Annotated in this window: 22 protein-coding genes, 2 tRNA genes and 1 pseudogene; 12 read left to right on the top strand and 13 right to left on the bottom strand. The window is 56.4% G+C overall.

Going from position 1 to position 24,413, the window contains the following annotated elements; all coding sequences use genetic code 11:
• Window positions 1-9: 9 nt before the first annotated feature.
• Window positions 10-906 carry a YicC/YloC family endoribonuclease gene (locus tag K529_RS07005; RefSeq protein ID WP_005615623.1) on the bottom strand — a complete coding sequence of 299 codons (897 nt, stop codon included), beginning with the start codon at window positions 904-906 and terminating at the stop codon, window positions 10-12.
• A gap of 242 nt (window positions 907-1,148) precedes the next feature.
• Between K529_RS07005 and K529_RS07000 the strand changes: the two genes are divergently transcribed.
• The gene (locus K529_RS07000) at window positions 1,149-2,093 is read left to right on the top strand and encodes a PAS domain-containing protein (RefSeq protein WP_005615626.1); all 945 of its coding nucleotides are present in this window, start codon (window positions 1,149-1,151) and stop codon (window positions 2,091-2,093) included.
• Window positions 2,094-2,289: 196 nt separating this feature from the next.
• Here K529_RS07000 and K529_RS06995 read toward each other — a convergent pair whose 3' ends face one another.
• On the bottom strand, window positions 2,290-3,660 hold the full coding sequence (locus K529_RS06995) for a class II 3-deoxy-7-phosphoheptulonate synthase (protein WP_005615628.1): 1,371 nt from the start codon (window positions 3,658-3,660) through the stop codon (window positions 2,290-2,292).
• Window positions 3,661-3,861: 201 nt separating this feature from the next.
• Between K529_RS06995 and K529_RS06990 the strand changes: the two genes are divergently transcribed.
• Window positions 3,862-4,866 carry a GlxA family transcriptional regulator gene (locus tag K529_RS06990; protein ID WP_005615631.1) on the top strand — a complete coding sequence of 335 codons (1,005 nt, stop codon included), beginning with the start codon at window positions 3,862-3,864 and terminating at the stop codon, window positions 4,864-4,866.
• 3 nt (window positions 4,867-4,869) lie between these two features.
• On the opposite strand, the gene K529_RS06985 is transcribed toward K529_RS06990, so the two are convergent.
• Window positions 4,870-5,976 (bottom strand): PQQ-dependent sugar dehydrogenase, encoded by a 1,107-nt coding sequence (locus K529_RS06985; RefSeq protein WP_005615634.1) that lies wholly within the window; start codon window positions 5,974-5,976, stop codon window positions 4,870-4,872.
• A 139-nt stretch (window positions 5,977-6,115) separates the two neighbouring features.
• On the opposite strand from K529_RS06985, the gene K529_RS06980 reads away from it, so the two are divergent.
• The 5 genes from K529_RS06980 to K529_RS06960 all read left to right on the top strand — a co-directional run bounded on the left by K529_RS06980 (window position 6,116) and on the right by K529_RS06960 (window position 11,256).
• Entirely contained in the window at window positions 6,116-7,309 is a 1,194-nt protein-coding gene (locus tag K529_RS06980; RefSeq protein WP_005615637.1) for an ABC transporter substrate-binding protein, read from the top strand.
• 109 nt (window positions 7,310-7,418) lie between these two features.
• Window positions 7,419-8,210 carry an ABC transporter ATP-binding protein gene (locus K529_RS06975; RefSeq protein WP_005615641.1) on the top strand — a complete coding sequence of 264 codons (792 nt, stop codon included), beginning with the start codon at window positions 7,419-7,421 and terminating at the stop codon, window positions 8,208-8,210.
• Window positions 8,207-8,920 carry an ABC transporter ATP-binding protein gene (locus tag K529_RS06970; RefSeq protein WP_005615643.1) on the top strand — a complete coding sequence of 238 codons (714 nt, stop codon included), beginning with the start codon at window positions 8,207-8,209 and terminating at the stop codon, window positions 8,918-8,920. Before K529_RS06975 ends, K529_RS06970 begins: the two co-directional genes overlap by 4 nt.
• A gap of 3 nt (window positions 8,921-8,923) precedes the next feature.
• Window positions 8,924-9,934, top strand: coding sequence for a branched-chain amino acid ABC transporter permease (locus K529_RS06965; RefSeq protein ID WP_005615646.1), 1,011 nt, complete (start codon window positions 8,924-8,926; stop codon window positions 9,932-9,934).
• Window positions 9,931-11,256, top strand: a complete 1,326-nt coding sequence (locus K529_RS06960) for a branched-chain amino acid ABC transporter permease (protein WP_005615649.1) — start codon at window positions 9,931-9,933, stop codon at window positions 11,254-11,256. Before K529_RS06965 ends, K529_RS06960 begins: the two co-directional genes overlap by 4 nt.
• A gap of 83 nt (window positions 11,257-11,339) precedes the next feature.
• Here the strand turns inward: K529_RS06960 and K529_RS06955 are convergent, their stop codons facing one another.
• The 3 genes from K529_RS06955 to K529_RS06945 form a co-directional block, all read right to left on the bottom strand.
• Window positions 11,340-11,675, bottom strand: coding sequence for a hypothetical protein (locus tag K529_RS06955; RefSeq protein WP_110590707.1), 336 nt, complete (start codon window positions 11,673-11,675; stop codon window positions 11,340-11,342).
• 278 nt (window positions 11,676-11,953) lie between these two features.
• Complete coding sequence (locus K529_RS06950; RefSeq protein ID WP_005615654.1) at window positions 11,954-13,189, bottom strand: Zn-dependent hydrolase; 1,236 nt, start codon at window positions 13,187-13,189, stop codon at window positions 11,954-11,956.
• Window positions 13,189-14,379: a hypothetical protein gene (locus K529_RS06945; protein ID WP_005615657.1), complete on the bottom strand. Its 1,191-nt coding sequence runs from the start codon at window positions 14,377-14,379 to the stop codon at window positions 13,189-13,191. The genes K529_RS06950 and K529_RS06945 overlap by 1 nt, the downstream gene beginning before the upstream one ends.
• A gap of 136 nt (window positions 14,380-14,515) precedes the next feature.
• Here K529_RS06945 and K529_RS06940 point away from each other — a divergent pair, with 136 nt between their 5' ends.
• Window positions 14,516-15,010: a MarR family winged helix-turn-helix transcriptional regulator gene (locus tag K529_RS06940; RefSeq protein ID WP_005615660.1), complete on the top strand. Its 495-nt coding sequence runs from the start codon at window positions 14,516-14,518 to the stop codon at window positions 15,008-15,010.
• A gap of 72 nt (window positions 15,011-15,082) precedes the next feature.
• Here K529_RS06940 and K529_RS23025 read toward each other — a convergent pair.
• Together K529_RS23025 and K529_RS06935 are read right to left on the bottom strand one after the other, a co-directional pair.
• Window positions 15,083-15,262 (bottom strand): annotated as a pseudogene (locus K529_RS23025) (transposase); the annotation flags it as partial.
• Between the two features lie 132 nt (window positions 15,263-15,394).
• A tRNA-Leu gene (locus K529_RS06935) sits at window positions 15,395-15,479 on the bottom strand.
• 191 nt (window positions 15,480-15,670) lie between these two features.
• Between K529_RS06935 and K529_RS06930 the strand changes: the two genes are divergently transcribed.
• A tRNA-Gly gene (locus K529_RS06930) sits at window positions 15,671-15,744 on the top strand.
• 86 nt (window positions 15,745-15,830) lie between these two features.
• A complete protein-coding gene (locus K529_RS06925) occupies window positions 15,831-16,304 on the top strand; it encodes an acyl-CoA thioesterase (RefSeq protein WP_005615663.1) in 474 nt (157 codons plus the stop codon).
• A gap of 30 nt (window positions 16,305-16,334) precedes the next feature.
• Here K529_RS06925 and pgl read toward each other — a convergent pair whose 3' ends face one another.
• Both pgl and K529_RS06915 read right to left on the bottom strand, forming a co-directional pair.
• On the bottom strand, window positions 16,335-17,006 hold the full coding sequence (gene pgl / locus K529_RS06920) for a 6-phosphogluconolactonase (RefSeq protein WP_005615667.1): 672 nt from the start codon (window positions 17,004-17,006) through the stop codon (window positions 16,335-16,337).
• 101 nt (window positions 17,007-17,107) lie between these two features.
• Window positions 17,108-17,377, bottom strand: a complete 270-nt coding sequence (locus K529_RS06915) for an usg protein (protein WP_005615669.1) — start codon at window positions 17,375-17,377, stop codon at window positions 17,108-17,110.
• A gap of 191 nt (window positions 17,378-17,568) precedes the next feature.
• Between K529_RS06915 and gyrA the strand changes: the two genes are divergently transcribed.
• Together gyrA and K529_RS06905 are read left to right on the top strand one after the other, a co-directional pair.
• Window positions 17,569-20,307 (top strand): DNA gyrase subunit A, encoded by a 2,739-nt coding sequence (gene gyrA, locus K529_RS06910; RefSeq protein ID WP_198528098.1) that lies wholly within the window; start codon window positions 17,569-17,571, stop codon window positions 20,305-20,307.
• A 130-nt stretch (window positions 20,308-20,437) separates the two neighbouring features.
• Entirely contained in the window at window positions 20,438-20,788 is a 351-nt protein-coding gene (locus K529_RS06905; protein ID WP_005615674.1) for a DUF6614 family protein, read from the top strand.
• Window positions 20,789-20,848: 60 nt separating this feature from the next.
• On the opposite strand, the gene K529_RS06900 is transcribed toward K529_RS06905, so the two are convergent.
• The 3 genes from K529_RS06900 to K529_RS06890 all read right to left on the bottom strand — a co-directional run bounded on the left by K529_RS06900 (window position 20,849) and on the right by K529_RS06890 (window position 24,281).
• On the bottom strand, window positions 20,849-22,318 hold the full coding sequence (locus K529_RS06900; RefSeq protein WP_046002157.1) for a carboxypeptidase M32: 1,470 nt from the start codon (window positions 22,316-22,318) through the stop codon (window positions 20,849-20,851).
• Between the two features lie 4 nt (window positions 22,319-22,322).
• Window positions 22,323-23,468 carry a heme A synthase gene (gene ctaA / locus K529_RS06895; protein ID WP_005669438.1) on the bottom strand — a complete coding sequence of 382 codons (1,146 nt, stop codon included), beginning with the start codon at window positions 23,466-23,468 and terminating at the stop codon, window positions 22,323-22,325.
• A gap of 63 nt (window positions 23,469-23,531) precedes the next feature.
• Window positions 23,532-24,281, bottom strand: a complete 750-nt coding sequence (locus K529_RS06890) for an RNA methyltransferase (RefSeq protein WP_046002158.1) — start codon at window positions 24,279-24,281, stop codon at window positions 23,532-23,534.
• Between the last annotated feature and the right edge of the window lie 132 nt (window positions 24,282-24,413).

The raw sequence follows: 24,413 nt of genomic DNA, 5'->3' as shown, positions 1-24,413 counted from the left end.
GTGCTCTCCTTATTCTATGTTTTGAACCTGCTCGCGCATCTGGTCGATCACGGTTTTGAGTTCCAATCCCACCTCGGTCAAGGCCGCGTTCTGTGCCTTTGAACAGAGTGTGTTGGCCTCGCGGTTGAATTCTTGCATCAGAAAGTCGAGCTTGCGTCCCACCAGACCGCCCTGCCCGATCAGTTTTCGCGCGGCGGCAACATGGGCCACCAGCCGGTCGAGTTCTTCTGTGACGTCGGCCTTTACTGCGATCAGCGCCAGCTCCTGCGCCACGCGATCCGCATCTGCACCTTCGCTGTTGCTCATCACGCGCGCGAGATTGGCTTGGAGCGTTTCTTTAATCTGGACCTCTCGATCCGCTGCGCGCTGGGCTGCCGTGTGAGTCAGGGCCTCAATCCGCGAGAGCTGCTCTGTCAGCACCGCGTGCAGAGCCGCACCTTCACTCGCACGCATGTTAATAAAGTCGGCCAAAAGTGAGTCGAATTCGGATAGGAGCAGCTTAACCAGATGTTCGGATTCATTCTCTGCAGTGGCCTGTTCCAGAACCCCGCGCATCTGAAGGATATCGGTTGCGCGCACAGGAGCGAGCTGCAATCCCACCTGCGCCGCCTGTGCTTGTGTGGCAGCAATGGCGGCCAGCATCGCCTCCATCGCGGCTGCGTTGATTTGGAGTTGCCCCTTGCAATCCTCCGCGCGACCGAGGCGCAGACCAACAGTTACATTGCCGCGACCAAGTTTTTTTGACGCGCGAGTTTTTATTTCATTTTCAAGACCTTCCAGCCAGTCTGGAACCTTAATCCGAACGTCCAGCCCCTTGGCGTTTACAGACCTGATATCCCAGACCCATGTATATGCGCCCTCCGCGCCCTGCCCGGAGGCAAATCCCGTCATCGAATGCAAAGTCATCTGTGACCCTCCTGCATCCTGAATACAGTGGCACAGAGCGGGGTCAATGGCCGGGCGTATGCCCGTACACTGCAAAGGCAGAGACCGCCTATACCAAAGTGTTAACCATTGATTAAACTATTGGTCCAAACTTTATTCAGATTGTGTCATGTTAACTCCAAGGTAACCACTTCGGCGTTAACACTTGGGCATGGGCCTCTTGCCAAGTTTCGATGCTGGAACCGGATGCAGAGGACAAGAGAATGATTTTTCGCGGTCACGACGGCGCAGACAAGAAGACAGGGTTGGATAAAGTGGTAGCAATGGATCGCTTTCGCACACGCTCGAACGTGTCGCCTCTGCGTCAGGCCGAGGCTTATTGGACTGCTCTGCGTCGTGGTGACGATATTCCCAGCCGCTCGCAGGTTGATCCGCGTGGCCTGGAAAATATCCTCAGCCAGACTTTCATTCTGGAGCGCGTCGCACCGGGGATCGCACGTTTCCGTCTTGCCGGTCAGAAGGTCAACGAACTGGCCGGAATGGAAGTTCGCGGCATGCCTCTGACCGCATTCTTTACCGCCGAGTCACGCAAAACCGTCAGCGCCGCGCTGGAACATATGTTCGACGATCCCTCCATTCTGGAGTTTGATCTGCACACTGAGGCAACGCGCCTCCGCGGTAGCCGCACAGCCAAGATGATCCTGCTGCCACTGCGCAGTGATCTGGGTGATGTAAGCCGCGCGCTGGGTGTTATGGTTTCCGAAGGGGGGGCAAGCCGCGTCTCGCAGCGCTTCCTCGTCGACAATTGTGAGATTCGCAAAATCACCAAGACCGAGCAATCAAAGGCTGCTCCGGAGTTCAAAGCGACGCCTCGGGTGTCCGATCCGCACCTGCAGGACATGCCGCAGCGTGATTTGACCAATAAAACGCCACAAACGGACGGCTTTGGTGAACCGCGTTCAACGTTTGACCGTAAATCCACCAGCTTGATGGATGAGGCCCGTTCTTTGTTGGATCGCGCCCGCCGCGAAAACAAGGATGCGTTGAAGTCCGCGCGCTCGCCGTCTCGCTCGGATGCAAAGCCCGCGCCGGTCGCACTGGAAACCGTCTCGACGACAGAAGCCGAAAAACTGGTGTCACGCCCGCCTCGCGGTGGCAAGCTCAAGAATGGCGCACCACACCTGCGCCTTGTGGTTTCGCGGGACTGATTACTAAAATTCGAATCGAAAGCACCGAGAATTAGCTTAAGTTTCAACCTACTGGACATAGACGTTGAAGCATTGACGCCCGGACGCAGAACGCGTTCCGGGCGTTCTTTTTTGAGTATGACGCAAAGCGCGAACGATCACAAAAAACGGCCCGCAAAAATGCGAGCCGTTGAGTTTGAAGGAAAGCCTGCGCGCGTTAGATCGCGGCGCGAGAATCGTCAGGCGTCCGAAGACGTGACAGCTCTTCCGCCACAAGGAACGCCAGTTCCAGCGATTGATCGGCATTCAGACGCGGATCACAGGCTGTATGATACCGATCGCTGAGATCTTCGTCGGTCACCTCACGTACGCCACCTGTGCATTCGGTTACGTCCTGACCGGTCATTTCAAAATGAACACCACCGGGAATTGTGCACTCGGCCTGATGCACGCCAAAGAAGTCGCGCACCTCACGCAGCACCGATTCAAACGGGCGCGTTTTGTAGCCGCTTGCAGATTTGATCGTATTGCCGTGCATCGGATCACAGACCCAAGTGACATTGGCACCCTCGTCCTTCACCGCTTGCACAAGCCGGGGCAGATGATCTGCAACTTTGCCTGCGCCAAAACGTGCGATCAGGGTCAGCTTGCCTTCTTCGTTCTCAGGATTGAGCTTTTGCATCAATACCTTGAGGTCGTCGGCTGTGGTGGTTGGACCGCATTTCAAACCAATCGGGTTCAGCACCCCACTGCAGAATTCGACATGCGCGCCATCGGGTTGGCGCGTACGGTCACCGATCCAGATCATGTGTCCAGATCCTGCCAGCCATTTTCCAGAGGTGGAATCAAGACGGGTCAGCGCTTCTTCATATTCGAGCAACAAGCCCTCGTGGCTGGTGTAATATTCCACCGTCTGCAGCGTGTGCGCGTTGTCTTTGGTCACCCCTGCCGCTTTCATGAAATCAAGCGTATCGGTGATCCGGTTCGCCATGTCACGATAGGCTTCGGCTTTATCGCCTTCGGTAAAGCCCAGCGTCCACGCGTGGACCTGATGCACATCCGCATACCCACCGGTAGAGAAGGCGCGGATCAGGTTCAGCGTCGCCGCAGCCTGTGTGTAGGCCTGCAGCATTTTCTTCGGGTCGGGAATGCGCGCTTCGGGGGTGAAAGCCAGCTCATTGATGATGTCCCCACGATAGCTCGGCAGTTCGACCCCATTGATGGTTTCGGTCGGGGCGGAGCGTGGCTTGGCAAATTGACCAGCCATACGGCCAACTTTGACCACCGGCACCTTTGCGCCATAGGTCAGAACCATCGCCATCTGCAGCATCACCTTAAAGGTATCGCGAATGCCATCGGCGCTGAATTGTTCAAAGCTTTCCGCGCAATCGCCGCCCTGAAGCAAGAATGCCTCGCCTCGGCCGGCTGCGCCGAGCTGCGCCTTCAGGCGGCGCGCTTCGCCTGCAAAAACCAGTGGCGGATACTTGGCCAGCTGCGCTTCGACAGAGTGCAGTGCGTCCTGGTCGGTATAGTCCGGCATCTGGACCCGCGGCTTGCTGCGCCAGTTCGATTTTTGCCAGTTGCTCATGGTTTTCACTCCGAAAATGACTTTGGAACCGTGATTTACGAAAGAAGCGTATACATAAGAGCGCTAACAGTGGCCAGTTTAGAATTTCCACATCTTGACCCGGACGCTATCCTGTGAGCAGGTTTCCCGAATTCGCGGCCTCCGTGTCGCGTGGCTTTCCCAGCTCCGTCTGAAAAGACCCGATTTGTAAGGACCCGAGCCATGCAAACCAAGCCAGAGACGCTTCCTGAACTGACTTCGGGCGGTAAACATCGCCGGTTTACGTTTGTCCTTTTGGATCAGTTCACATTGTTGTGCTTCTCCGCTGCGATGGAATCGCTGCGCATTGCCAACCGGATGGCTGGGCGGGAGCTCTATTCGTGGAAGCTCGTGGGTGAAGGTGGCGAAACCGTCACCTGTTCTGCCGGGACGGTGTTTCAGGTGGATTCTGATTTTTCCGATCTTCAGCGCGATGACACCATCATGGTGTGTGGCGGGATCGAAGTTCAGAAAGCCACCTCGAAACGGGTTTTGTCATGGCTTCGGCGCGAGGCGCGCAAGGGGCTGACGATCGCCGGGCTTTGTACTGCGTCCTACACGCTGGCCAAAGCGGGCTTGCTGGATGGGAAACGCGCGACAATCCATTGGGAGAACTCTGACAGTTTTGCCGAAGAATTCGAGGACGTGGATCTGACCAAATCGGTCTTTGTGATTGATGGCAACCGCCTGTCGACTGCAGGTGGGACCTCCTCGATCGACCTGATGCTGAAGATCATCGCTGACGACCATGGCGAAGAACTGGCAAATCTGGTCGCGGATCAGTTGATCTATTCATCGATCCGGACCGATCAGGACACCCAACGACTGTCGATTCCTACGCGTATCGGTGTACGCCACCCCAAACTCTCGATGGTGATCCAGATGATGGAAAAAAACATCGAAGAGCCCATCAGCCCGTCGGTTCTTGCTGAGGATGTCGGCATGTCCACCCGGCAGCTGGAACGGCTGTTTCGCCGCTATCTGAACCGCAGCCCCAAGCGCTACTACATGGAACTGCGCCTGCAAAAGGCCCGTAACCTGTTGATGCAGACGGATATGAGCGTGATCAACGTAGCGCTGGCCTGTGGGTTTGCCTCTCCGTCGCATTTTTCCAAATGTTACCGGGCACATTATGACACCACGCCCTATCGCGAGCGTGGCAGCAAAGGTGTGCGTCAGATCACCTGACGTCTACTCTGGGGTGATCCGGTAAAGGGCCCCCTCATACTCAGATGCGAACCAGATTGCGCCATCCGGGGCTTCGCGGATGTCACGTACCCGGCCTGTCTCGGGGGATTGCAGCTTTTCTACTTCCTGCAGCTGTGTTCCGAACAGCCTTGATATATAATCTAACTTCAGCGATCCGACAAAGATGTCGCCACGCCATTCTGGCCACAGCGCGCCAGAATAGATCAACATACCAGACGGCGCGATCGAAGGGTCCCAATACCATTCAGGCTGCTGCAGGCCAGGTTTGGCTCTGCCTTCGCCAATCTTGAGGCCCGAATAATGCCTGCCATAGGATATGATCGGCCAGCCGTAATTTGCACCGCGCTCAATCCGGTTTACCTCGTCGCCACCTCTCGCACCGTGTTCGACCGCCCAGATATTGCCCTTCGCGTCCATCGCCATGCCCTGCGGGTTTCGATGGCCATACGACCAGATTGCAGGACGTGCACCCGCAACATCGACAAAGGGGTTATCACCTGGAATACGTCCATCCGGCAGAATGCGGATGATTGATCCTTGCTCGCGCGCCAGATCCTGCGCGCTGGGACGGTCGCCACGCTCTCCGAGGCTTACAAACAGGCTGCCATCCTGCGCTTCAATCACCCGAGAGCCAAAATGCCGCCCCCCGCGCGCACCGGGTGTGGCCTCAAATATCACCTTGATATCCTCGAATCGTGTGGCATCGGAACTAAGCCGCCCACGCGCCACAGCGGTTCCGGCACCGCGCTCCTGTGGGCGTGAGAAAGTCAGGTAAATAGTCCGGCTTTGTGGAAAGTCCCGCGCGGCCACAACGTCGAGCAAACCACCCTGCCCGTCAGCCGCAACATCTGGCACGCCTTTGATCTGATGACGCCTATCACCTTTCAGGTACCAAAGTTGCCCGGCTCGTTCTGTCACCAGCATCGCTCCGTCGGGCAGGAAGGTAAAAGCCCAAGGAACATCAAAGCCATCCGCCATTTTTTCAACCCGCAGTTCACCTTGCGAGCTTTCCATTGCGATTGTGGAAATGGGCTGCAGGATGGTGGCTCCAAACGTGAGTACCGCGATCACGGCTAAGGGTCGTAGCATTGGCTTTCTCCTTTGATGCAGAGGTGTTAGCGCAGACAATGTAACGTAACAAAAAGCCTGTCTGATCGCTCTTCCCTTTCCTGCGGGGCTTGCATAGGGTTCCTCTCGAACAACATTGTTCCAACAAGGGAGTTTTCAAATGAAAAAACTGCTGACCGCGACTGCAGCCATCGCATTGAGCGCTGGCACCGCGTTTGCAGAGGGCCAACCCAAGGAAGTCAAACTCGGCATCCTGTTTGGCTTCACCGGCCCGATCGAATCTCTGGCACCGACCATGGCGTCTGGCGCAGAACTCGCCATGTCCGAGGTCTCTGAGTCCGGCAAACTTTTCGATGGCGCAAAGGTAACGCCGCTGCGCGCAGATACCGGCTGTATTGATAACGGTCTCGCTACTGCAAACGCCGAAAAGCTGATCGCTGAGGGTGCAAGCGGTATCGTGGGTGGCGACTGCTCCGGTGTGACCGGTGCGATCCTGCAAAACGTCGCGATCCCGAACGGTATGGTGATGATTTCTCCCTCCGCAAGCTCGCCGGGTCTGACCTCGATGGAAGACAACGGTCTGTTCTTCCGCACCACCCCGTCGGATGCCCGTCAGGGTGAGATCATGGCGTCGATTCTTGCGGATCGCGGCGTCGATAGCATCGCCATCACCTACACCAACAATGACTACGGTAAGGGTCTGGCGGATTCGATCCAGTCGTCCTTCGAAGCCGCTGGCGGTGAAGTGACCATCGTAACCGCACATGAAGATGGCAAAGGTGACTATTCTGCCGAGGTCGCGGCGCTGGCATCTGCTGGTGGCGACATCCTCGTGGTTGCGGGCTACCTTGATCAGGGTGGTTTGGGCATCATTCAGGGTGCGCTCGATACCGGTGCGTTCGACACCTTCGGCCTGCCCGACGGTATGATCGGTGATTCGCTGCCGACAAACGTCGGTTCGGACCTCAACGGCTCCTTTGGTCAGATCGCAGGCTCCGACAGCGAAGGTGCCGAGATCTTTGCGGGAAAGGCTTCTGAGTTGGGCTTTGACGGCACCTCCGCTTATTCCCCGGAATCCTATGATGCGGCAGCACTTTTCTTGCTCGCGATGCAGGCATCCGGCTCGGTTGATCCCAAAGATTACGTCTCCAAGATCACCGAAGTCGCCAACGCCCCGGGTGAGAAAATCAACCCCGGTGAGCTGGGCAAAGCGCTCGAAATTCTCGCCAACGGCGGTGAAATCGACTATGAGGGCGCGACCGGCGTGAACCTCATCGGTCCCGGCGAGAGCGCAGGCTCCTTCCGTGAGATCGAAGTTCAGGACGGCAAGAACGTGACGGTGAAGTTCCGCTAAGGCGGACCATCGTCGCACATTAGAGATCTGATCAGCCCGGGAGCCGCAAGTGCCTCGGGCTGTTCCAAATAAAAGGGCCGCGAAATATGACGGCAGGGGATTACATGACATGATCGTCGTCGAGGATTTGCATAAGCACTTCGGCGGGTTCCACGCGGTAGACGGCGCTTCGCTGGAAATCGCCAAGGGCTCCATTACTGGTTTGATCGGACCAAACGGTGCGGGAAAAACCACTCTTTTCAACGTTGTGGCAGGGGTTCTTCCTCCCACGTCAGGCCGCGTCCTGATGGATGGTGAGGACATCACCGGCCTGCCACCACATGAGTTGTTCCACAAAGGACTACTGCGCACCTTCCAGATCGCGCATGAGTTCTCCTCGATGACTTGCCGTGAGAACCTGATGATGGTTCCGGGCAATCAATCGGGTGAGACACTGTGGAACACATGGTTCGGGCGTAAACGCATCGCTGACGAGGAACGCGCCCTGCGCGCCAAGGCGGATGAGGTGCTGGAGTTTCTTACCATCAGCCATATTGCGGACCTCAAGGCGGGTGAAATCTCTGGCGGTCAGAAGAAACTTCTGGAACTGGGCCGCACCATGATGGTCGACGCCAAGATCGTTTTCCTTGACGAGGTGGGCGCAGGCGTAAACCGGACGCTGCTTTATACAATTGCCGATGCCATCAAGCGTCTAAATGAGGAGCGCGGCTACACCTTCGTGGTGATCGAGCATGACATGGAATTCATCGGCCGTCTGTGTGACCCGGTGATCGTCATGGCCGAGGGCAAGAAACTGGCCGAAGGCACGCTGGACGAGATCAAGGCAAACGATCAGGTGATCGAAGCTTATCTCGGCACGGGTCTGAAAAACAAAGATAAATTGCAAGGGGCTGACGCATGAGCGAACCCTTTTTGATTGGTGACAGCATGACGGGTGGATACGGCAAAGGGCCGGACATCCTGCATGACTGCACCATCGCCGTGAACCCCGGCGAGATCGCCGTCATCGTCGGTCCCAATGGCGCTGGTAAATCCACCGCGATGAAAGCCGTATTTGGCATGCTGAACGTGCGATCTGGCGCGGTGCGTCTGGGCGGTGAGGATATCACCACCCTCAGCCCGCAAGAACGCGTGATCAAGGGTATGGGGTTTGTTCCGCAAACGAGCAATATCTTCACCTCGATGACGGTCGAAGAAAACCTTGAGATGGGCGCCTTCATCCGCACTGATGATTTTTCCGACACGATGGAGCAGGTCTATCACCTGTTTCCGATCCTGAAGGACAAGCGCCATCAGGCGGCCGGAGAGCTGTCGGGCGGTCAACGCCAGCAGGTGGCCGTGGGCCGCGCGCTGATGACCAAACCCAAGGTTTTGATGCTCGATGAGCCGACCGCTGGCGTGTCACCTATCGTGATGGACGAGCTGTTTGACCGCATCATCGAGGTCTCCCGCACCGGGCTGCCGATCCTGATGGTTGAGCAAAACGCTAAGCAAGCGCTTGAAATCGCGGACAAAGGCTATGTTCTGGTGCAGGGCGCAAACGCCTATACGGGCACCGGGCAAGAGCTTTTGGCCGATCCCGAAGTGCGCAAATCTTTCTTGGGAGGCTAAGAGATGGATTTCCTCAACGCCTTCGTGGCGCTTTCAAACTTCGTTCTCATTCCCGGCATCGCCTATGGCAGTCAGTTGGCACTTGGCGCGCTCGGCGTGACCCTGATCTACGGGATTTTGCGGTTCTCCAACTTTGCCCATGGCGACACCATGGCCTTTGGCACCATGGTTGTGATCCTGTTTACTTGGTTGTTCCAATCCTGGGGCATCTCTGCTGGCCCATTGCCAACTGCGCTTCTGGCGCTGCCCATCGGTATCGTGGCAACCATGGCGCTGGTGCTGGTCACCGATAAGGCCGTGTTCAAATTCTACCGCGAACAAAAGGCCAAGCCTGTGGTCTTCGTGATGGTTTCACTTGGTGTGATGTTCATGATGAACGGTCTTGTACGGTTCATTATTGGCCCCGGTGATCAACGTTTTGGCGATGGCGAGCGGTTCATCATCAAGGCAGGCACGTTCAAGAAAATGACTGGTTTGGACGAGGGTCTTGCCATCAAGACCTCGCAAGGGATCACGGTGGTCACTGCGATCATCGTCGTGGCGCTGCTGTTCTGGTTCCTCAATAAAACCCGCACCGGAAAATCCATGCGTGCCTATTCTGACAATGAGGATCTGGCGCTGTTGTCGGGCATCAACCCTGAGCGCGTTGTGATGATCACATGGCTGATCGTGGCGGCGCTTGCGACGATTGCCGGCACGCTCTATGGGCTTGATAAGTCTTTCAAACCCTTCACGTACTTCCAGTTGTTGCTGCCAATCTTTGCTGCCGCCATCGTCGGTGGTCTTGGCAGTCCACTTGGCGCGATTGCCGGTGGTTTTGTGATCGCCATGAGCGAAGTCATGATCACCTATGCGTGGAAAAAAGTAGGCGGGTACATCCTGCCAGAAAGCCTTGAGCCAGAGGGGCTCGCGCAGCTTCTGAGCACTGATTACAAATTCGCGGTCTCCTTTGCGATCCTTGTTGTCGTGCTGCTGTTCAAACCCACCGGCATCTTCAAAGGAAAAGCGGTATGAGCGATACGTTGAAACATACGCTTCTGTTCGCCTTCGTCGGCCTATTGCTGCTGCTGGAGGGAACCACAACGGCGTTCGGAATCTTTTCCGGATCTTGGAACTCGTCACTGACCATCCTCAACATGGGATTGATCTCCGCCATTATGGCGCTTGGGGTGAACCTGCAGTGGGGCTTTGCCGGGTTGTTTAATGTTGGCATTATGGGGTTCACCGCACTTGGTGGTCTCGCCGTGGTTCTGACATCCATGTCGCCCACACCGGGAGCGTGGGAGGCTGGCGGTCAGCGCATTCTGCTGGCGCTGGTTCTGGGGGCTGCGACCATTGCGGCGGCAATCTATACCTATCGAAAGTTGGACGCTGGTCTGACCCGGACTGTCGCAATGCTTGCGATCCTGATCATCGGCTTTGTGATCTATCGTGCGGTGCTCGACCCCGGTGTCGCCGCCGTCGAGAGCATCAACCCAGCGCTCGAAGGCAATATCGGCGGTCTCGGTCTGCCAGTGTTGCTGGCCTGGCCGCTGGGTGGTCTGCTGGCGGCGGGTGTTGCATGGATGATCGGCAAGACCGCGCTTGGTCTGCGTTCGGATTATCTGGCAATTGCGACGCTCGGGATTGCCGAGATCATCATTGCGGTGCTCAAGAACGAGGACTGGCTGTCGCGCGGTGTGAAAAACGTGGTCGGCCTGCCGCGTCCCCTGCCCTATGAGGTTGATTTGCAAGGCGATCCCGCCTTTGTGGAAAAAGCGGCCTCTTGGGGGCTGGACGCCACTACGGCTTCAACCCTCTATGTCAAGCTTGGCTACTCCCTCATGTTCACGGCGGTCCTGCTGGTTCTGTTGTGGATGGCGCAGATGGCGCTCAAGAGCCCATGGGGCCGGATGATGCGCGCCATCCGCGACAATGAGGTCGCGGCCAATGCCATGGGCAAACATGTCACCCGTCGGCACCTGCAGATCTTCATCCTCGGATCTGCCATCTGTGGCGTAGCCGGTGCGATGATGACCACCCTCGACAGCCAATTGACCCCCGGCACCTATAACCCGCTCCGGTTCACCTTTCTGATCTGGGTGATGGTGATTGTGGGTGGTTCCGGCAATAATTTCGGCTCTGTCCTTGGTGGGCTTTTGGTCTGGTTCCTTTGGATCAAGGTGGAACCCATGGGCGTCATGCTGATCGAATTGGTGACCTCTGGCATGTCGGAAGACAGCGGCCTGCGCGCGCATCTGTTGGAGAGCGCTGCACATATGCGTCTCTTTACCATGGGGCTGGTGCTGTTGCTGGTGCTGAGATTCAGCCCACGCGGTCTGATACCCGAGAAATAAAGCTCCGGGCACAGATCAAACGACAAAAAACGCCTGCCGATAGCATGTCGGCAGGCGTTTTGCGTTCAGGATGGTGTGAGAGATCAATCTCGAAGTTTGGTGAAAACAACCTTCATCGGAATATCCGGCGCATCCACACAGGATGCGGTCCCGACTATGCGCTCTTTGGTGAGTAATTTGGCATTTACAGTTATAGTAACATGTTCTTTGCCAAAAATAGGAACGAGATCATTTTTGTGAGAATGACGAAACGCCTCAAGTTGAATCTCAATATCTGAACCCGTCGCTGTATAAGTGCCATTATAGGCCACAATGCTATCACCACCACGGGCACGACCCTGTTCGAAGATGACCACTCCGAATCCTCTTAGAGCAGGTGTGATAAAGTCAACTTTGTATAAGCCGTTTAACTTGCTCAATTTTTGCTCCATGAAAACAGCCATGAACCCGGCTATCAAAATATCATAGAGCCTATTCTATTCTGGATAGTTTACGGATCATACGTGTTTCGTAGGAAGCCCTGAGCTCGGACCCCGACAACCTCTGTTCAAAGGCAGGTGAATTTTGAGGATTTATCTGCGGCAACCGAAATCAGTTTCGAAATGCGTGTCTTGGAAGCTGTTCAAAGCGAATATTTATTATCCTACCCGCTTTGAACAGCCTTATGAGATCAATAAATATCAAAATGAGAGGCAGTTTATTCTGTCATTTCACGAAGAGTGGAAAACAACACATCTACACCGCGTGCAAGCTGGTCATAATCCGTCCACTCATCGGGAGAATGGGACACGCCAGCGCGACTGGGGACAAAGATCAGACCCGTCGGCGTGTAATCCGCCATGATCATCGCATCGTGACCAGCACCGCTGACCATCGTGCGTGACTTGAGGCCAAGCTGGTCCGCATGTTTCGTGAGGCACCCGTGGAGCTCAGCCGAGAGCATGATTGACGGCGCAAAAAGATCCTCCTGCACTTCGGCTCTCAGCCCGTTGCCCTCCACCGCGGCGATCACCAATCGGGTCTGGTCCACCAACTCCCGCACGACATCCTCGCTTGGCGCGCGAATATCGACTGTGAACGCGACTTCATCGGGAATGACATTCGCGCCGCCGGGCTTTACCTCAAGCTTCCCAACAGTCAGAACCGCGTCCTGACCGATCTTATGTGCAAGATCCGGCAGCTGAGACAGAGCGGAAACCGCACCGACCAGCGCATCGCACCGCGCTGCCATGGGTGTCGTACCTGCGTGTCCGGCATTGCCATAGATATGAACCCGGAGCTGGGTCAAACACACGATGCGATCGACGATTGCAACGTCTTCTCCATGTGTTTCCAACACTGGCCCCTGCTCGATATGAAGCTCTAGGAAGGCGTGAATTGCCCCCTCCGGCAACACCACCTTGTCGAGCCGCGCAGGATCAAGCCCGTAGTTTTGCATGGCTTGGGTGAAACTTACGCCGTCGCCATCTGTGATCTGAGACAGCTCCTCGGTGTTAAGCTTCCCCGTCAGCAAGCGAGACGCCATCAAACCGCTGCCAAAACGGCTGCCTTCCTCTTCGATCATGGCAATGACTTCGATCGGGCGATGGGGCGTGATGGCGTGATCTTGGAATAAGAAAGCCGCTTCAATACCTGCGATAACCCCGGCTGGACCGTCGAACTTGCCGCCATTGGGGACAGAGTCAAAATGAGAGCCGACAAGGAGAGGTTCGAGATGGGTGTTTCTCCCTTCCAATCGACCGAAGAGATTGCCAACCGCATCTTCGCGCACCACAAGGCCAGCCTCCTGCATTTTGGCACGCAGATAATCGCTTGCCTGCCGAAACTCCGGACTGAAGGTAAAGCGTGTCGTGCCCGCGCCCGGCGTCGCCGTGAACTGATCAAGCCCCTCAATCATCGATTGGATGCGGTCAGAGTTTGCAAATTTAGTCATCACAGAAGCCCCACAAAAATACCCGCCATTACAACGGAAACCATGGTCACCGTTACAAATCCTGCAACCAGCATGGGCGGCAGCATATGGGCGGTAAGCAACTCTCGTTCGTCCTGATCGTCGGTCAGCGTGTTTATGACCTCTTTGGTGATGACGTAATCCGCCGGAAAGCCATAAAGCGCCGTCAGTGAACAGGCAAAGGCCATCGCCGGGCTGACGCCGACCAGCTTACCGGCGATGAATGAGAAGACATACATCCCGAAAATGCCGATTGCGATCAGAGCAAACATCGGCACGGCCAACTCAGTGAGCATATCCGGCGTGGCACGTTTAAGCCCGTCGAAGATGAACACCATCAGGATCAAGATTGTAAAACCAAACGCATTCGCAGAGCGCAGCGGTTCCCGTTCCAGAAACCCGATCGACGTGGCGATGACGCCAAAGATCAAGCACAGCACAAAAGGGCTGATGGTGAATAGCGGTGCCACCGCTTGCGATGCCCCCCACGCAAGAAGAGCAACCAGCCCCAAACGCAGAAACTTGAAATAGAAGGTGTTATACGCCTCCGGCAGCTTTGCAAACAGACGTGCGGGCGCAGGTTCACCTGATGTCGGGACCGTCGATTGATCCGCCTGCCCCTGCCAGTCACCGGCGCGGTGGCGACGCAGCACATGGTTTCCTTCGCGCTTCAGCATGATGGCCGTGAGCGGGTAGCCGACGAACCCCTGCATGACATAAATCAGGATCGCCAGCACCGACAGGCTGGTCAGCCCTGCCTCTGCCGCAGCTTGTGACATGATCAACGAGGATACCACCCCGCCCACCAGCGGTGGCGCACCAACGACGACGGTTTCCCAGTCCAGCACCAACAAACCCACGGTGAAAAGCAGTGCGACGATGCCCGCAATCCCCGAGAGCGACACCACAACCGTTTTCCATTGGCCCACCAATTCGCGCACCGACAACAGCGTGCCCATATTGGTGATAAGCAGGAAGATCGCCAAATATACGATCGGTGTCTGGAACCCTGCAATCGCAACGATATCTGCGGGAAAGAACGTCCAATAGCCCAACAGAAACAAGACGGCGCAGACAAAAACCGAAGGCAACCAAGACTTCGTCCGTGTCGACAATACATCGCCTGTGTATAGGATGGAAACCAGTAGAGAAAAGGCAACTAATTGTGGCATAACGAAATTCCTTTGGTGTCGATGGTGCTATTCGGACGACCACTTGCCATGTGGTTGGCCACTTGCGCGGCACAATTGTTCCATATGGATGTATCTTGCAAGGTAAAATTTCGTTTGAGCGTATCGTGGGGTATTAATGAATAACGACAGCAGTGAAACCGCCGCAGCAATGCTTGATCAGACTTTCAGCTCTGATTTGCGATACCTTATGGCCGTGAGCTATATCGTGCTGAGCAACAATCAGGTTACCAGCCGGCATATCGAGCGCGAGTATCAAATGCCGGTACATGCATGGTCAGCGCTTTATGCGATTACAGAGTTTCCCGGATTGCGCAGCAAGGATATCCAGCACCTGTTTCCGCGGCCTCAAAACTCGATCAGCCGTGTGGTACGTCTGCTGATAGATCGCAATCTGGTTGAGGAGGAAGTGTCGAGCACCGATGCACGTGCAAAGCTTCTTTATGCTACAGATAAGGGTACTGAATTGCTTAACGAAATCAAAGCTAAGGCGCTCGCGCGTCAGGCCGAAATGCTTGGCAGTTTAGACACCTCAGAGCGCGAGGTTTTTTTGAACCTATGTCGAAAAATAGCCGCAGATCCGGGCCTGCGTCAGTCGGACGCAATGCCGTGAAGGCCGAGAGACGCCGTCGTGCGCAGCAAAATGTCAGGTCTTACAAATCCTCTGGCTTTTTTCGTCTTTGATGCCGTTGCTGCCACGATACGGCAGGCTCACGCTCAACGTTTGTTGGCGGCGGCTCAGGGGGCTGAAACTCGGCACAGCTCGGTCAACCCGGCCAGCCGCAAGAGGCTCGCAGCGAACCCTGTCGTCTACCGAAGCAGCACCAAACATGACCTTCAATGTCAGACATGTATGGACCGCAGCGCAAAAGCACCTACCACAATCCGCGCAAGCGCGTCGGACCAGAACATGAGCGGAACGAGAAAACGAGAAACCCGACATTCGCCGCACGATGCGGCCTATCTGGTGGTCTCAATTTTTGGTTTGAAAATAATATGGTGCGGGTGAAGGGACTTGAACCCCCACGCCTTGCGGCGCCAGAACCTAAATCTGGTGCGTCTACCAATTCCGCCACACCCGCAGTGAGAGCGTATTTGTCAGCCTCGCCCGAGAATGTAAAGTGCTTTTGCGTGGATCACGCCACTCATCGGGCATGTAGACGCATCACCCCTCAGTGATCTTTGTATTCCTCTGAATAAAGGCAGAAAATTGCTCGGGCTCTGCTCAAAACGCTTGCCGTTGTTCTGCAGACAGTGATACTGAGCGCATGTCGCGGGTGTAGCTCAATGGTAGAGCAGCAGCTTCCCAAGCTGACGACGAGGGTTCGATTCCCTTCACCCGCTCCACTCCGCTAAATTTCACATGATCGCTGCGTCGCATTGGTGCTGAAATTGGTTGCGCCTTTGTATGGTTCTCCGTAGTCCCCTATCGTATGGAACCACGCTTTCTCACACCGCTCACCGCCGATGAACAACTTGCCCAAGGGTTGCCCGCAGCCGTGCCCATGGCCATGGCGGATCGTGTCCGTTTCTCTGAAATCGACATTCTGCAGCATGTGAACAACAAGGCTTACCTCGATTGGTTCGAGGCGTTGCGGGTGAACTACTACAACAGCCATTTCCGCCATCATTTCAACGGTGATGAACCGCGTCACGTGGTCCGCAATGCCGATATCCATTATGTGCGTGAGATGGTTCTGGGGGAAACTTACGTGACCACCGCACGGGTGCTGTCGTTCAGACGGACCTCGTATATTCTGGAGCAGCAAATCTGGTCTGGAGATTTGCGTGCTAGCATGGTCGGTGTAATGGTGTTCAGATCTGCAGACGGTAGCGCAGGCTACCCAATCCCGGACAGCCTGCGACAGCAGTTTGTCACATTGGATGGGGCAACGGAGGCAAGCTGATCGCCTCCGCGCGCGTTGGTGCGGCGTGACTTATTCCGCCCAGTGGACCTGACATTCTGACAAAACAGCCTGAATAGGTGCCTCTTCCGGCGGCAGGCTCTGTGCGCGCTCGAGTGCCTCGCGTTTCTCTGTCCCAAAGATCACCAGATGTTTCGCCATTGCCGCATCCAGAACATGCGCCGAGAGCGTGATACGCGCCTCGGGTTGGCTATCTGGGCGCATCACAGCGACTTCGGGCGCATCAGCAGCCAGGGCGTGCTCCAGCCCGGCGACGCCGGGAAACAGCGAGGCGGTGTGCATATCCGTCCCCATGCCCAGGAGCGCAACCGCAAGGCCACCCTGCCCGCGCACTTTTTCCGACAGGCTCTCGATTGCGTCATCCGGCTCCAGCCCGTCTGTATAAAACGGCAGGAATTGCGCGTCAGCTGCGCGATTGGTCAACAATCGGCTGCGGATCAGCTTGGCGTTGGAGCGATCGCTGTCTTCGGGCACCCAGCGCTCGTCCGAGGCCATGACGCAGACATTTCCCCAATCCAGTTCAGCCGCGCAAAGATCATCAAAAATCGGACCCGGCGTGGTACCACCCGCAACCGCGATTGCCGCGCGCCCATTGCGCAGCAGATGATTTTTCAGATCCCCGGCAATACGATTGGCCACCGAGATCGAGAGCATCTCTCTATCCGGATATTCGTTGAAATTCATGACACTGCTCCTGAATTCTGAGGTGACATCATTGCTGATGTGACATTCTGAACAAAACAGTGTCATAGCTCAACCCGAAGGCCAAGTGCCGCCAGGCCGGCTCAGTTGATATAGAATTCTCCCACCACGTTACGCCATTCCCCGCTCGACATCATTTTACGATGCGAAAAGCGGACATGATGCAGCGGACCTTCGATTTCCTGTTTCCAGAAATCTATGAAGGAAAACAGTCGCGGATGATCCGGTGCCAGATCATAATCCTGCCAGACGAACGTGTTGAGGACATGTGTATAGTCAGGCATGTGATAGGTGAATTCAGCCGTGGTCAGGCCGTAACCTTTGAGCATCAGTTCCGTTTCAGATGGTTCCATTTACATCCTCCGAAAAAGGGTTGATGTAATCAGCCTACGGAAGACAGGTAAATTTTCATATAAATCATATTGTTAGCAGATAAGAACCATTGCTGCTAAGGTTTACGAGGCTGCTTGCTTGCACGGTATATGCGCGGTCTGATATGGTGACCCCACAACATATAGATCCAAAAGAGAAGCGGGCAGCCAACGTGAGCGATACGCCGGAAACTCCTGAAAACCCTGATGAAAACTTGCCAGCGCGCCCGTCTTATGACGGTCCGACGGTTTCCATCGAATCCGAGATGCGCAATTCGTACCTCGATTATGCGATGTCGGTTATTGTCAGCCGTGCCATTCCCGATCTTCGGGATGGTCTGAAGCCGGTGCACCGCCGGATTCTCTATGCCATGCATGAGACCGGCAACAGCCACGACAAGGCCTACCGCAAGTCTGCCCGCCCCGTCGGCGACGTGATGGGTAAATACCACCCCCACGGTGACAGTGCGATCTACGATGCCTTGGTGCGGATGGCGCAGGATTTCTCCATGTCGCTGCCGCTTCTGGATGGCCAGGGCAACTTCGGCTCCATGGACGGCGATAACCCTGCCGCCATGCGCTATACCGAAGTTCGAATGGATAAGCCCGCAGCCTTCATGCTCGCGGATATCGAAAAAGAGACGGTAGATTTCCAAGACAACTACGACGGCAAGGACAAGGAACCCACTGTTCTGCCAGCACGTTTTCCTAACATGCTGGTCAATGGTGCCGGTGGTATTGCGGTCGGTATGGCCACCAATATCCCGCCGCACAACCTTGGCGAAGTGGTGGATGCAACCCTTGCGCTGATTGAAGACCCTGATCTGACTTCTGAGCAGCTGATTGATTATGTGCCGGGTCCCGATTTTCCGACCGGTGGCGTGATGCTGGGCCGTTCTGGCGCCCGCAAGGCCTATCTTGAAGGCCGCGGCAGCGTCATCATTCGCGCGAAGACCCGTGTCGAAGAGATTAGGAAAGACCGCTACGCCATTGTCGTTGATGAGATTCCTTATCAGGTAAACAAGGCGTCCATGATCGAAAAGATCGCGGAACAAGTGCGCGAAAAACGCATCGAAGGCGTCTCTCATGTGCAGGATGAATCTGACCGCAATGGCGTGCGTGTTGTTGTCGAACTGAAGCGCGACGCCACCGCCGAGGTCGTGCTGAACCAGCTTTATCGTTTCACGCCGATGCAAACATCCTTTGGCTGCAACATGCTGGCATTGAACGGTGGCCGTCCTGAACAGCTGACCTTGCGCAAATTCCTCACGTCTTTCATAGACTTCCGCGAAGATGTTGTGGCGCGACGCACCGCCTACAATCTGCGCAAAGCGCGTGAACGCAGCCATATCTTGTGTGGGTTGGCGGTTGCCGTTTCCAACGTCGACGAAGTGGTCGCCACCATTCGCTCCTCTGCGGATGCTGCCGAAGCCCGTCAAAAGCTGATGACACGCCGCTGGCCGGCCTCGGACATCGCAGGCTATATTCGCCTGATCGATGATCCAACCCATACGATGAACGACGACGGCACCTATAATCTGTCGGAAGTTCAGGCGCGCGCGATCCTTGAGCTGCGGTTGCAGCGCCTCACCCAGCTGGGCGTCAAAGAGGTCACCGATGAGCTTGAAGAACTGGCAGCTAAGATCAAGGAATACCTTGAAATCCTGTCTTCTCGTGAGCGCATCATGGGGATCATCGCCGATGAGCTGACCGAGGTCAGAAACAGCTTTGCCGTGCCCCGTCGCACCGAGATTGTCGACTGGTCCGGTGACATGGACGACGAGGATCTGATCGAGCGCGAGGACATGGTGGTGACCGTGACCTCTGGCGGTTATATCAAACGCACCCCGCTTGCAGATTTCCGCGCCCAGAAACGCGGTGGCAAGGGGCTGTCGGGGATGCAGACCAAGGAAGAGGATGTGGTCACCACGCTCTTCGTGGCCAACACCCACACTCAGCTTCTGTTCTTCACCACGGATGGGATGGTCTACAAGCTCAAGACCTGGCGCCTACCGCAAGGTGGCCGGACGGCCAAGGGCAAGGCGATCGTCAATATCCTGCCGATCCCAACGGGAGTGTCGATCGCTGCGATTATGCCGGTGGATCGCGCCGAGGAAGAGTGGGATGATCTGCAGATCATGTTCGCCACGTCTGCAGGAACTGTGCGCCGTAACCGTCTGTCAGACTTCACGAATGTCATGCGCAACGGCAAGATCGCGATGAAGTTCGAAGACGACAACGAAGGCACCAAGCTGATCAATGCGCGCATTTGTTCCGAAGATGACGACATCATGCTGGTGACAAATACCGGACGCGCGATCCGCTTCCCAACAACCGAGGTGCGGGTGTTCAACTCTCGCAATTCCGTTGGTGTGCGCGGGATCAAGCTCGGGGATGGTGACGAGGTTGTCTCCATGTCGGTAATCCGCCACTCCAAATACACGCCCGAGCAGCGGACGGCTTACCTCAAGATGCGCCGCGCCATGGCCGGTCTCACCGATGAGGATGCCTCTGACGAGGATGCGGTCGAAGATCCGAACTTCTCCACCGAACTCTTTGCCGAGATGTCTGCGGCGGAAAACCTGATCCTGACCATCACTGCAGGCGGGTCCGGTAAGCTCTCGTCCAGTCACGATTATCCTGTGCGCGGGCGTGGCGGAATGGGCGTCACCGCGATGGACAAAGCCATGCGTGGTGGTGCATTGGTGGCCTCCTTCCCGGTGGAGCTGGATGACCAGATCATGCTGGCAACATCTAAGGGTCAGTCGATTCGCGTGCCGGTCGATGGCATCTCATTTCGGTCTCGTTCTGCGGGCGGCGTGCGGATTTTCAACACCGGTAAGGGTGAAGAGGTCGTCTCGGTCGCTTGGATTGCGGACAACGGTGACGACGAAGAAACCGTGGAAGAATAATCTCTTCCCGCTAAAACCTCGCGAAAACGCCGCTCCAGATTTGGGGCGGCGTTTTTCGTTTACGCTTCGCTCATGTTTTGGGCGCAAACTTGACCGCGATTTCCGCGTATTGAGTCGGGAGAAGCGGCGCATGAATCTCTACCATTGTCAGATTGACCTCCAACACGAAGCTAAGGCTTTGGCCTTTGCCAGCGCTGTGGAGCAATGGATGGAATATCTGAAAGGTCGCGGCGCGATCACCGGTTGGCGCCTGCTCCGGCGCAAGCTGAACCTTGCAAACGATACCTGCAAGGATTTCCTGCTGGAGATTGAGTTTGAGAATATGACTCAGCTTGATCAGGCGTTTCGAATTCTGGGTGAACACGACGAGGAGGTTGCGCGCCTCTATGCCAACGTCAACGCGCTGATTGCGCGGTCCGATTTTGGACTGTACCGACCGTTCCCCGATCCCGAACGCGCCGAGCGCATGGCTCTCATCTGATCTGAAAAAGCCCGGGACATACGCCCGGGCTTATTCTCATATTTGGCCTGCTAGCACCTGTTACAGATTATAAATCTCGGAGAACTTGGTCTCAAGATAGGTCATCAGTGGCTGATGCGTCGGTGCGGAGCCTGCGGCATGGGTGATGGTGTCACGCGGTTCGCGCAATCCGCCAAACTGTTGCAGGTTCTCACGCAACCACCCTGTCGCAACAGAGGTATCACCTTCGGCAAGCTGCACATCCAGATCAGTTACATCACGACGCAGTGCCTCATGCAGGCAGCCCGCATAGACATTGCCCAGTGAATAGGTCGGGAAATACCCAAACAGGCCAACGGACCAATGCACGTCCTGCAAACAGCCATTCGACGGCTTGTCGACCGCGTAGCCAAAGTCCGCGAGGAAACGGTCGTTCCACGCGGCTTCCAGATCCTGAACCTCCAGATCTCCCAGCATCAGCGCACGCTCCAGATCGAAACGCAGCATGATGTGCAGGTTGTACTGAAGCTCGTCGGCCTCTGTTCGGATATAGCCATTCTGCACCCGGTTCACCGCTGCATAGAACGCATCCTCCGAAGAAACACCAATGTCACCAAAGGCTTCTCGCATTTCCTTGAATAGCCAGCCGGTGAAGGCTCGGCTGCGCCCGATCTGGTTTTCATAGATCCGGCTCTGGCTTTCATGCACGCCCATGGACACACCACGACCCAGCGACGTCAGCAGATGCACGCGGTCGATGTTCTGCTCATAGGCCCCGTGCCCGACCTCATGAATGGTGGAGTAGATGCAGTTGAACGGATCGAGCGGATTGGTCCGCGTGGTGATCCGCACATCCAGACCACTGCCGGAACTGAACGGGTGCACCGCCTTGTCAACGCGGCCATGGCTCATATCATAGCCAAAGGTCTTGGCGATCTTGCGCGCCAGTTTCATCTGCGCGTTTTCATCAAAGGTACCCGCGAGACCGGCCGGGGTTGGCTGCTCCAGCACGCGCGCGCGCAGATCCACCAGTCCGGGACGCATAGCATTAAAGATTTCTGCAATTTCAGAGGAGGTTGTGCCCTGCTCGTAATCTGCGACCATCGCGTCGTAGAGGTTGCCACCGGCGGCCAGCGCCTGACCCTCTTTCCGCTTCAGCGCCACGACCTCTTCGAGGACGGGCAGGAATGCCGCGACATCCTCATCCGCACGCGCCTGCGCCCATTTGCCTTGCGCCTCCGACGTCACGCGGGCGATCTTGCTTGCCAGCTCACCGGGCACCTTAACGGCGCGCTCATAGGCACGGCGAATTTCACGCAACTGCGCAGCGCCGATGTCGTCCGGTGCCTTGGCGGTCTCCAACCAGTCCGCAACGCGCGGGTCTGATCGGCGCGCATGCAGCACCGCCTCGATCGCGGCCATCTCCTCACCTCGTTGGGGGGCGGCTCCGCGTGGCATCATGGTTTCCTGATCCCAGCCAAGACGGCCCGCAATTTGCCCAAGCGCCTGCGTTTCACGTTCAAAAGCAATCAGTTCGTGGAAAGAACTCATGTTTCTAATGTCCTTTGATAGAAGTCGTAACAGGATAGGCGGCCAAGAAGCGTGCCCGCAAGATCAGCACCCAGACCAGAACAGCCACAACTTGGTGAACGATGGCTATTTCTACAGGCGCCGCAGTCAATACGGTTACAATGCCGATAACGATCTGCAGGCTCAAGGCCGCAAATACCGCGTTAAAGGCGAACCGTGTCGCTGGGTTTGCACTTCGACGCCCGCGCAGCCAGACCACAATGGCGAAGGCAAACAAGAGATAGCCAGAAACCCGGTGAATAAACTGAACTAACCCCGGATTTTCAAAGAAGTTTTTCCAGATAGGTTCAATCATGAACGGACGCGGCGGCAGGATCTGCCCGCCCATCAAGGGCCAGTCGGTATAGGATCGACCCGCATCGATGCCGGCCACCAACGCGCCCAGCAGAATCTGCAGGAAAGCAAAATGCAATAGCCCCGTGCTCATCCCGAAGATCTTTGTTTCTTTCAAGCGCCGCGCCTGCATCAGGTCGCGCTCTTCACGGCCGAGCATGAACATAAACCACGCCAGAAAACCGAGGATCACAAAAGCCAAGCCAAGATGCGTCGCCAACCGGTAGGAGGCAACGGCGGTCATACCTTCGCCAAGCGTCACGCCAGACGACACCATCCACCAGCCGATAGCGCCCTGAACGCCGCCGAGAAAACCAGGCAGCAACAACCGCCCGGTCCATCCAGTGGGAATGCTGCGTGTAACCAAAAAGCCTAGGAAGCCAACCGCCCAGATCAGGCCCATGACGCGGCCCAGCTGTCTGTGCCCCCATTCCCACCAGTATATTTGTTTGAAATCAGATAATTCCATCCACTTGTTCAACAGGTGATACTGGTCTATTTGCTGGTATTTCTCGAACTCTGCCTGCCAGTCGGCCTCACTCATCGGAGGGATCGCTCCGGTCACAGGCCGCCACTCCGTAATCGACAGACCGGAATCGGTCAGGCGCGTCAGTCCGCCAACGGCGATCATCGCCACCACCAGCGCAAACAGCACAGCAAGCCAGACGCGGATTGCACCGCGCGCGCCGCGGCGTTTGCGATCAATACCGCCGGGGGTCGGTGTGGGCTGTTGTTTGCTGTCGGAGGACACTTCCTCAAAAATCGTGCGATTGCTCATCTTGGCCTCACATCTTCATCTGGCGGGACGCTAGGGTCTGAGGGGGAAAAGGTCCAGACAGAGTTAGTCCGACCCGTGTTGCTTCCAACGGACCATCTGTCGCATCACGCCATGCAACATCTGTACATCCGCACGCGTGAGGCGCATCCGGCTCCAGAGGTTGCGGAAAACCGTCTTCATGCCCGGCGCCTTTTCCGGTGGGAAGAAATAACCCGCCTCCGTCAGGCGCTCCTCGTAATGTGTGACCAGCGCTTCAATCTCTTGACCCGTGGCCCAGTCGGATTTGCCGATCTCGAAGGTCTCATCCGGGACCTGTTCTTCCTGACGTCGCCACTCATAGGCGGTGAGCAGCACGCATTGCGCAAGGTTCAATGAGGCAAACTCCGGGTTGACCGGCACGGTGATGATGGCGTTGGCCTTGGCGATGTCATCATTTTCCAGCCCCGCACGCTCGGGACCAAAGAGAACGGCGACCTTCTCGCCCTGCCCCAATAGCTCTGCGGCTTTCTTCATCGCACCTTCGGGGCTGAAGACGGGTTTGGTCAATTCGCGTGGCCGGGCCGTGGTCGCAAAAACATAGGTGCAGTCCGCCAAGGCTTCGGGCAGATCCTGCGCCAGCTGCGCTTCGTCCAGCAACCGCCCGGCGCCGGAGGCCATGGCGACCGCCTTCTGGTTCGGCCAGCCGTCCCGGGGCGCGACAATTCGCATCCGGTCGAGGCCGAAGTTCCACATGGCACGCGCGGCCCCGCCAATGTTTTCGCCCATCTGCGGGCGGACAAGCACAAAGTGAGGTTGAGGGCGGTCTGTGGGCATCTGCGAACTCCGGAAAAATCGGCTCTGCCTTACTGTCTGCGCCGGGTTGGGGCAAGCCTTCGCCACTGGAAAACCCGCATCAAACGCCTTCAAATCCTTGCGTTGCGCGTGAATTCGGGTAAATACCCGCCA

Source organism: Tritonibacter mobilis F1926, from assembly GCF_000376545.2.
Classification (GTDB): domain Bacteria; phylum Pseudomonadota; class Alphaproteobacteria; order Rhodobacterales; family Rhodobacteraceae; genus Epibacterium; species Epibacterium mobile.
Note: the sequence above shows the minus strand (reverse complement) of the source record. Positions and strands in the feature narration are given on the sequence as shown.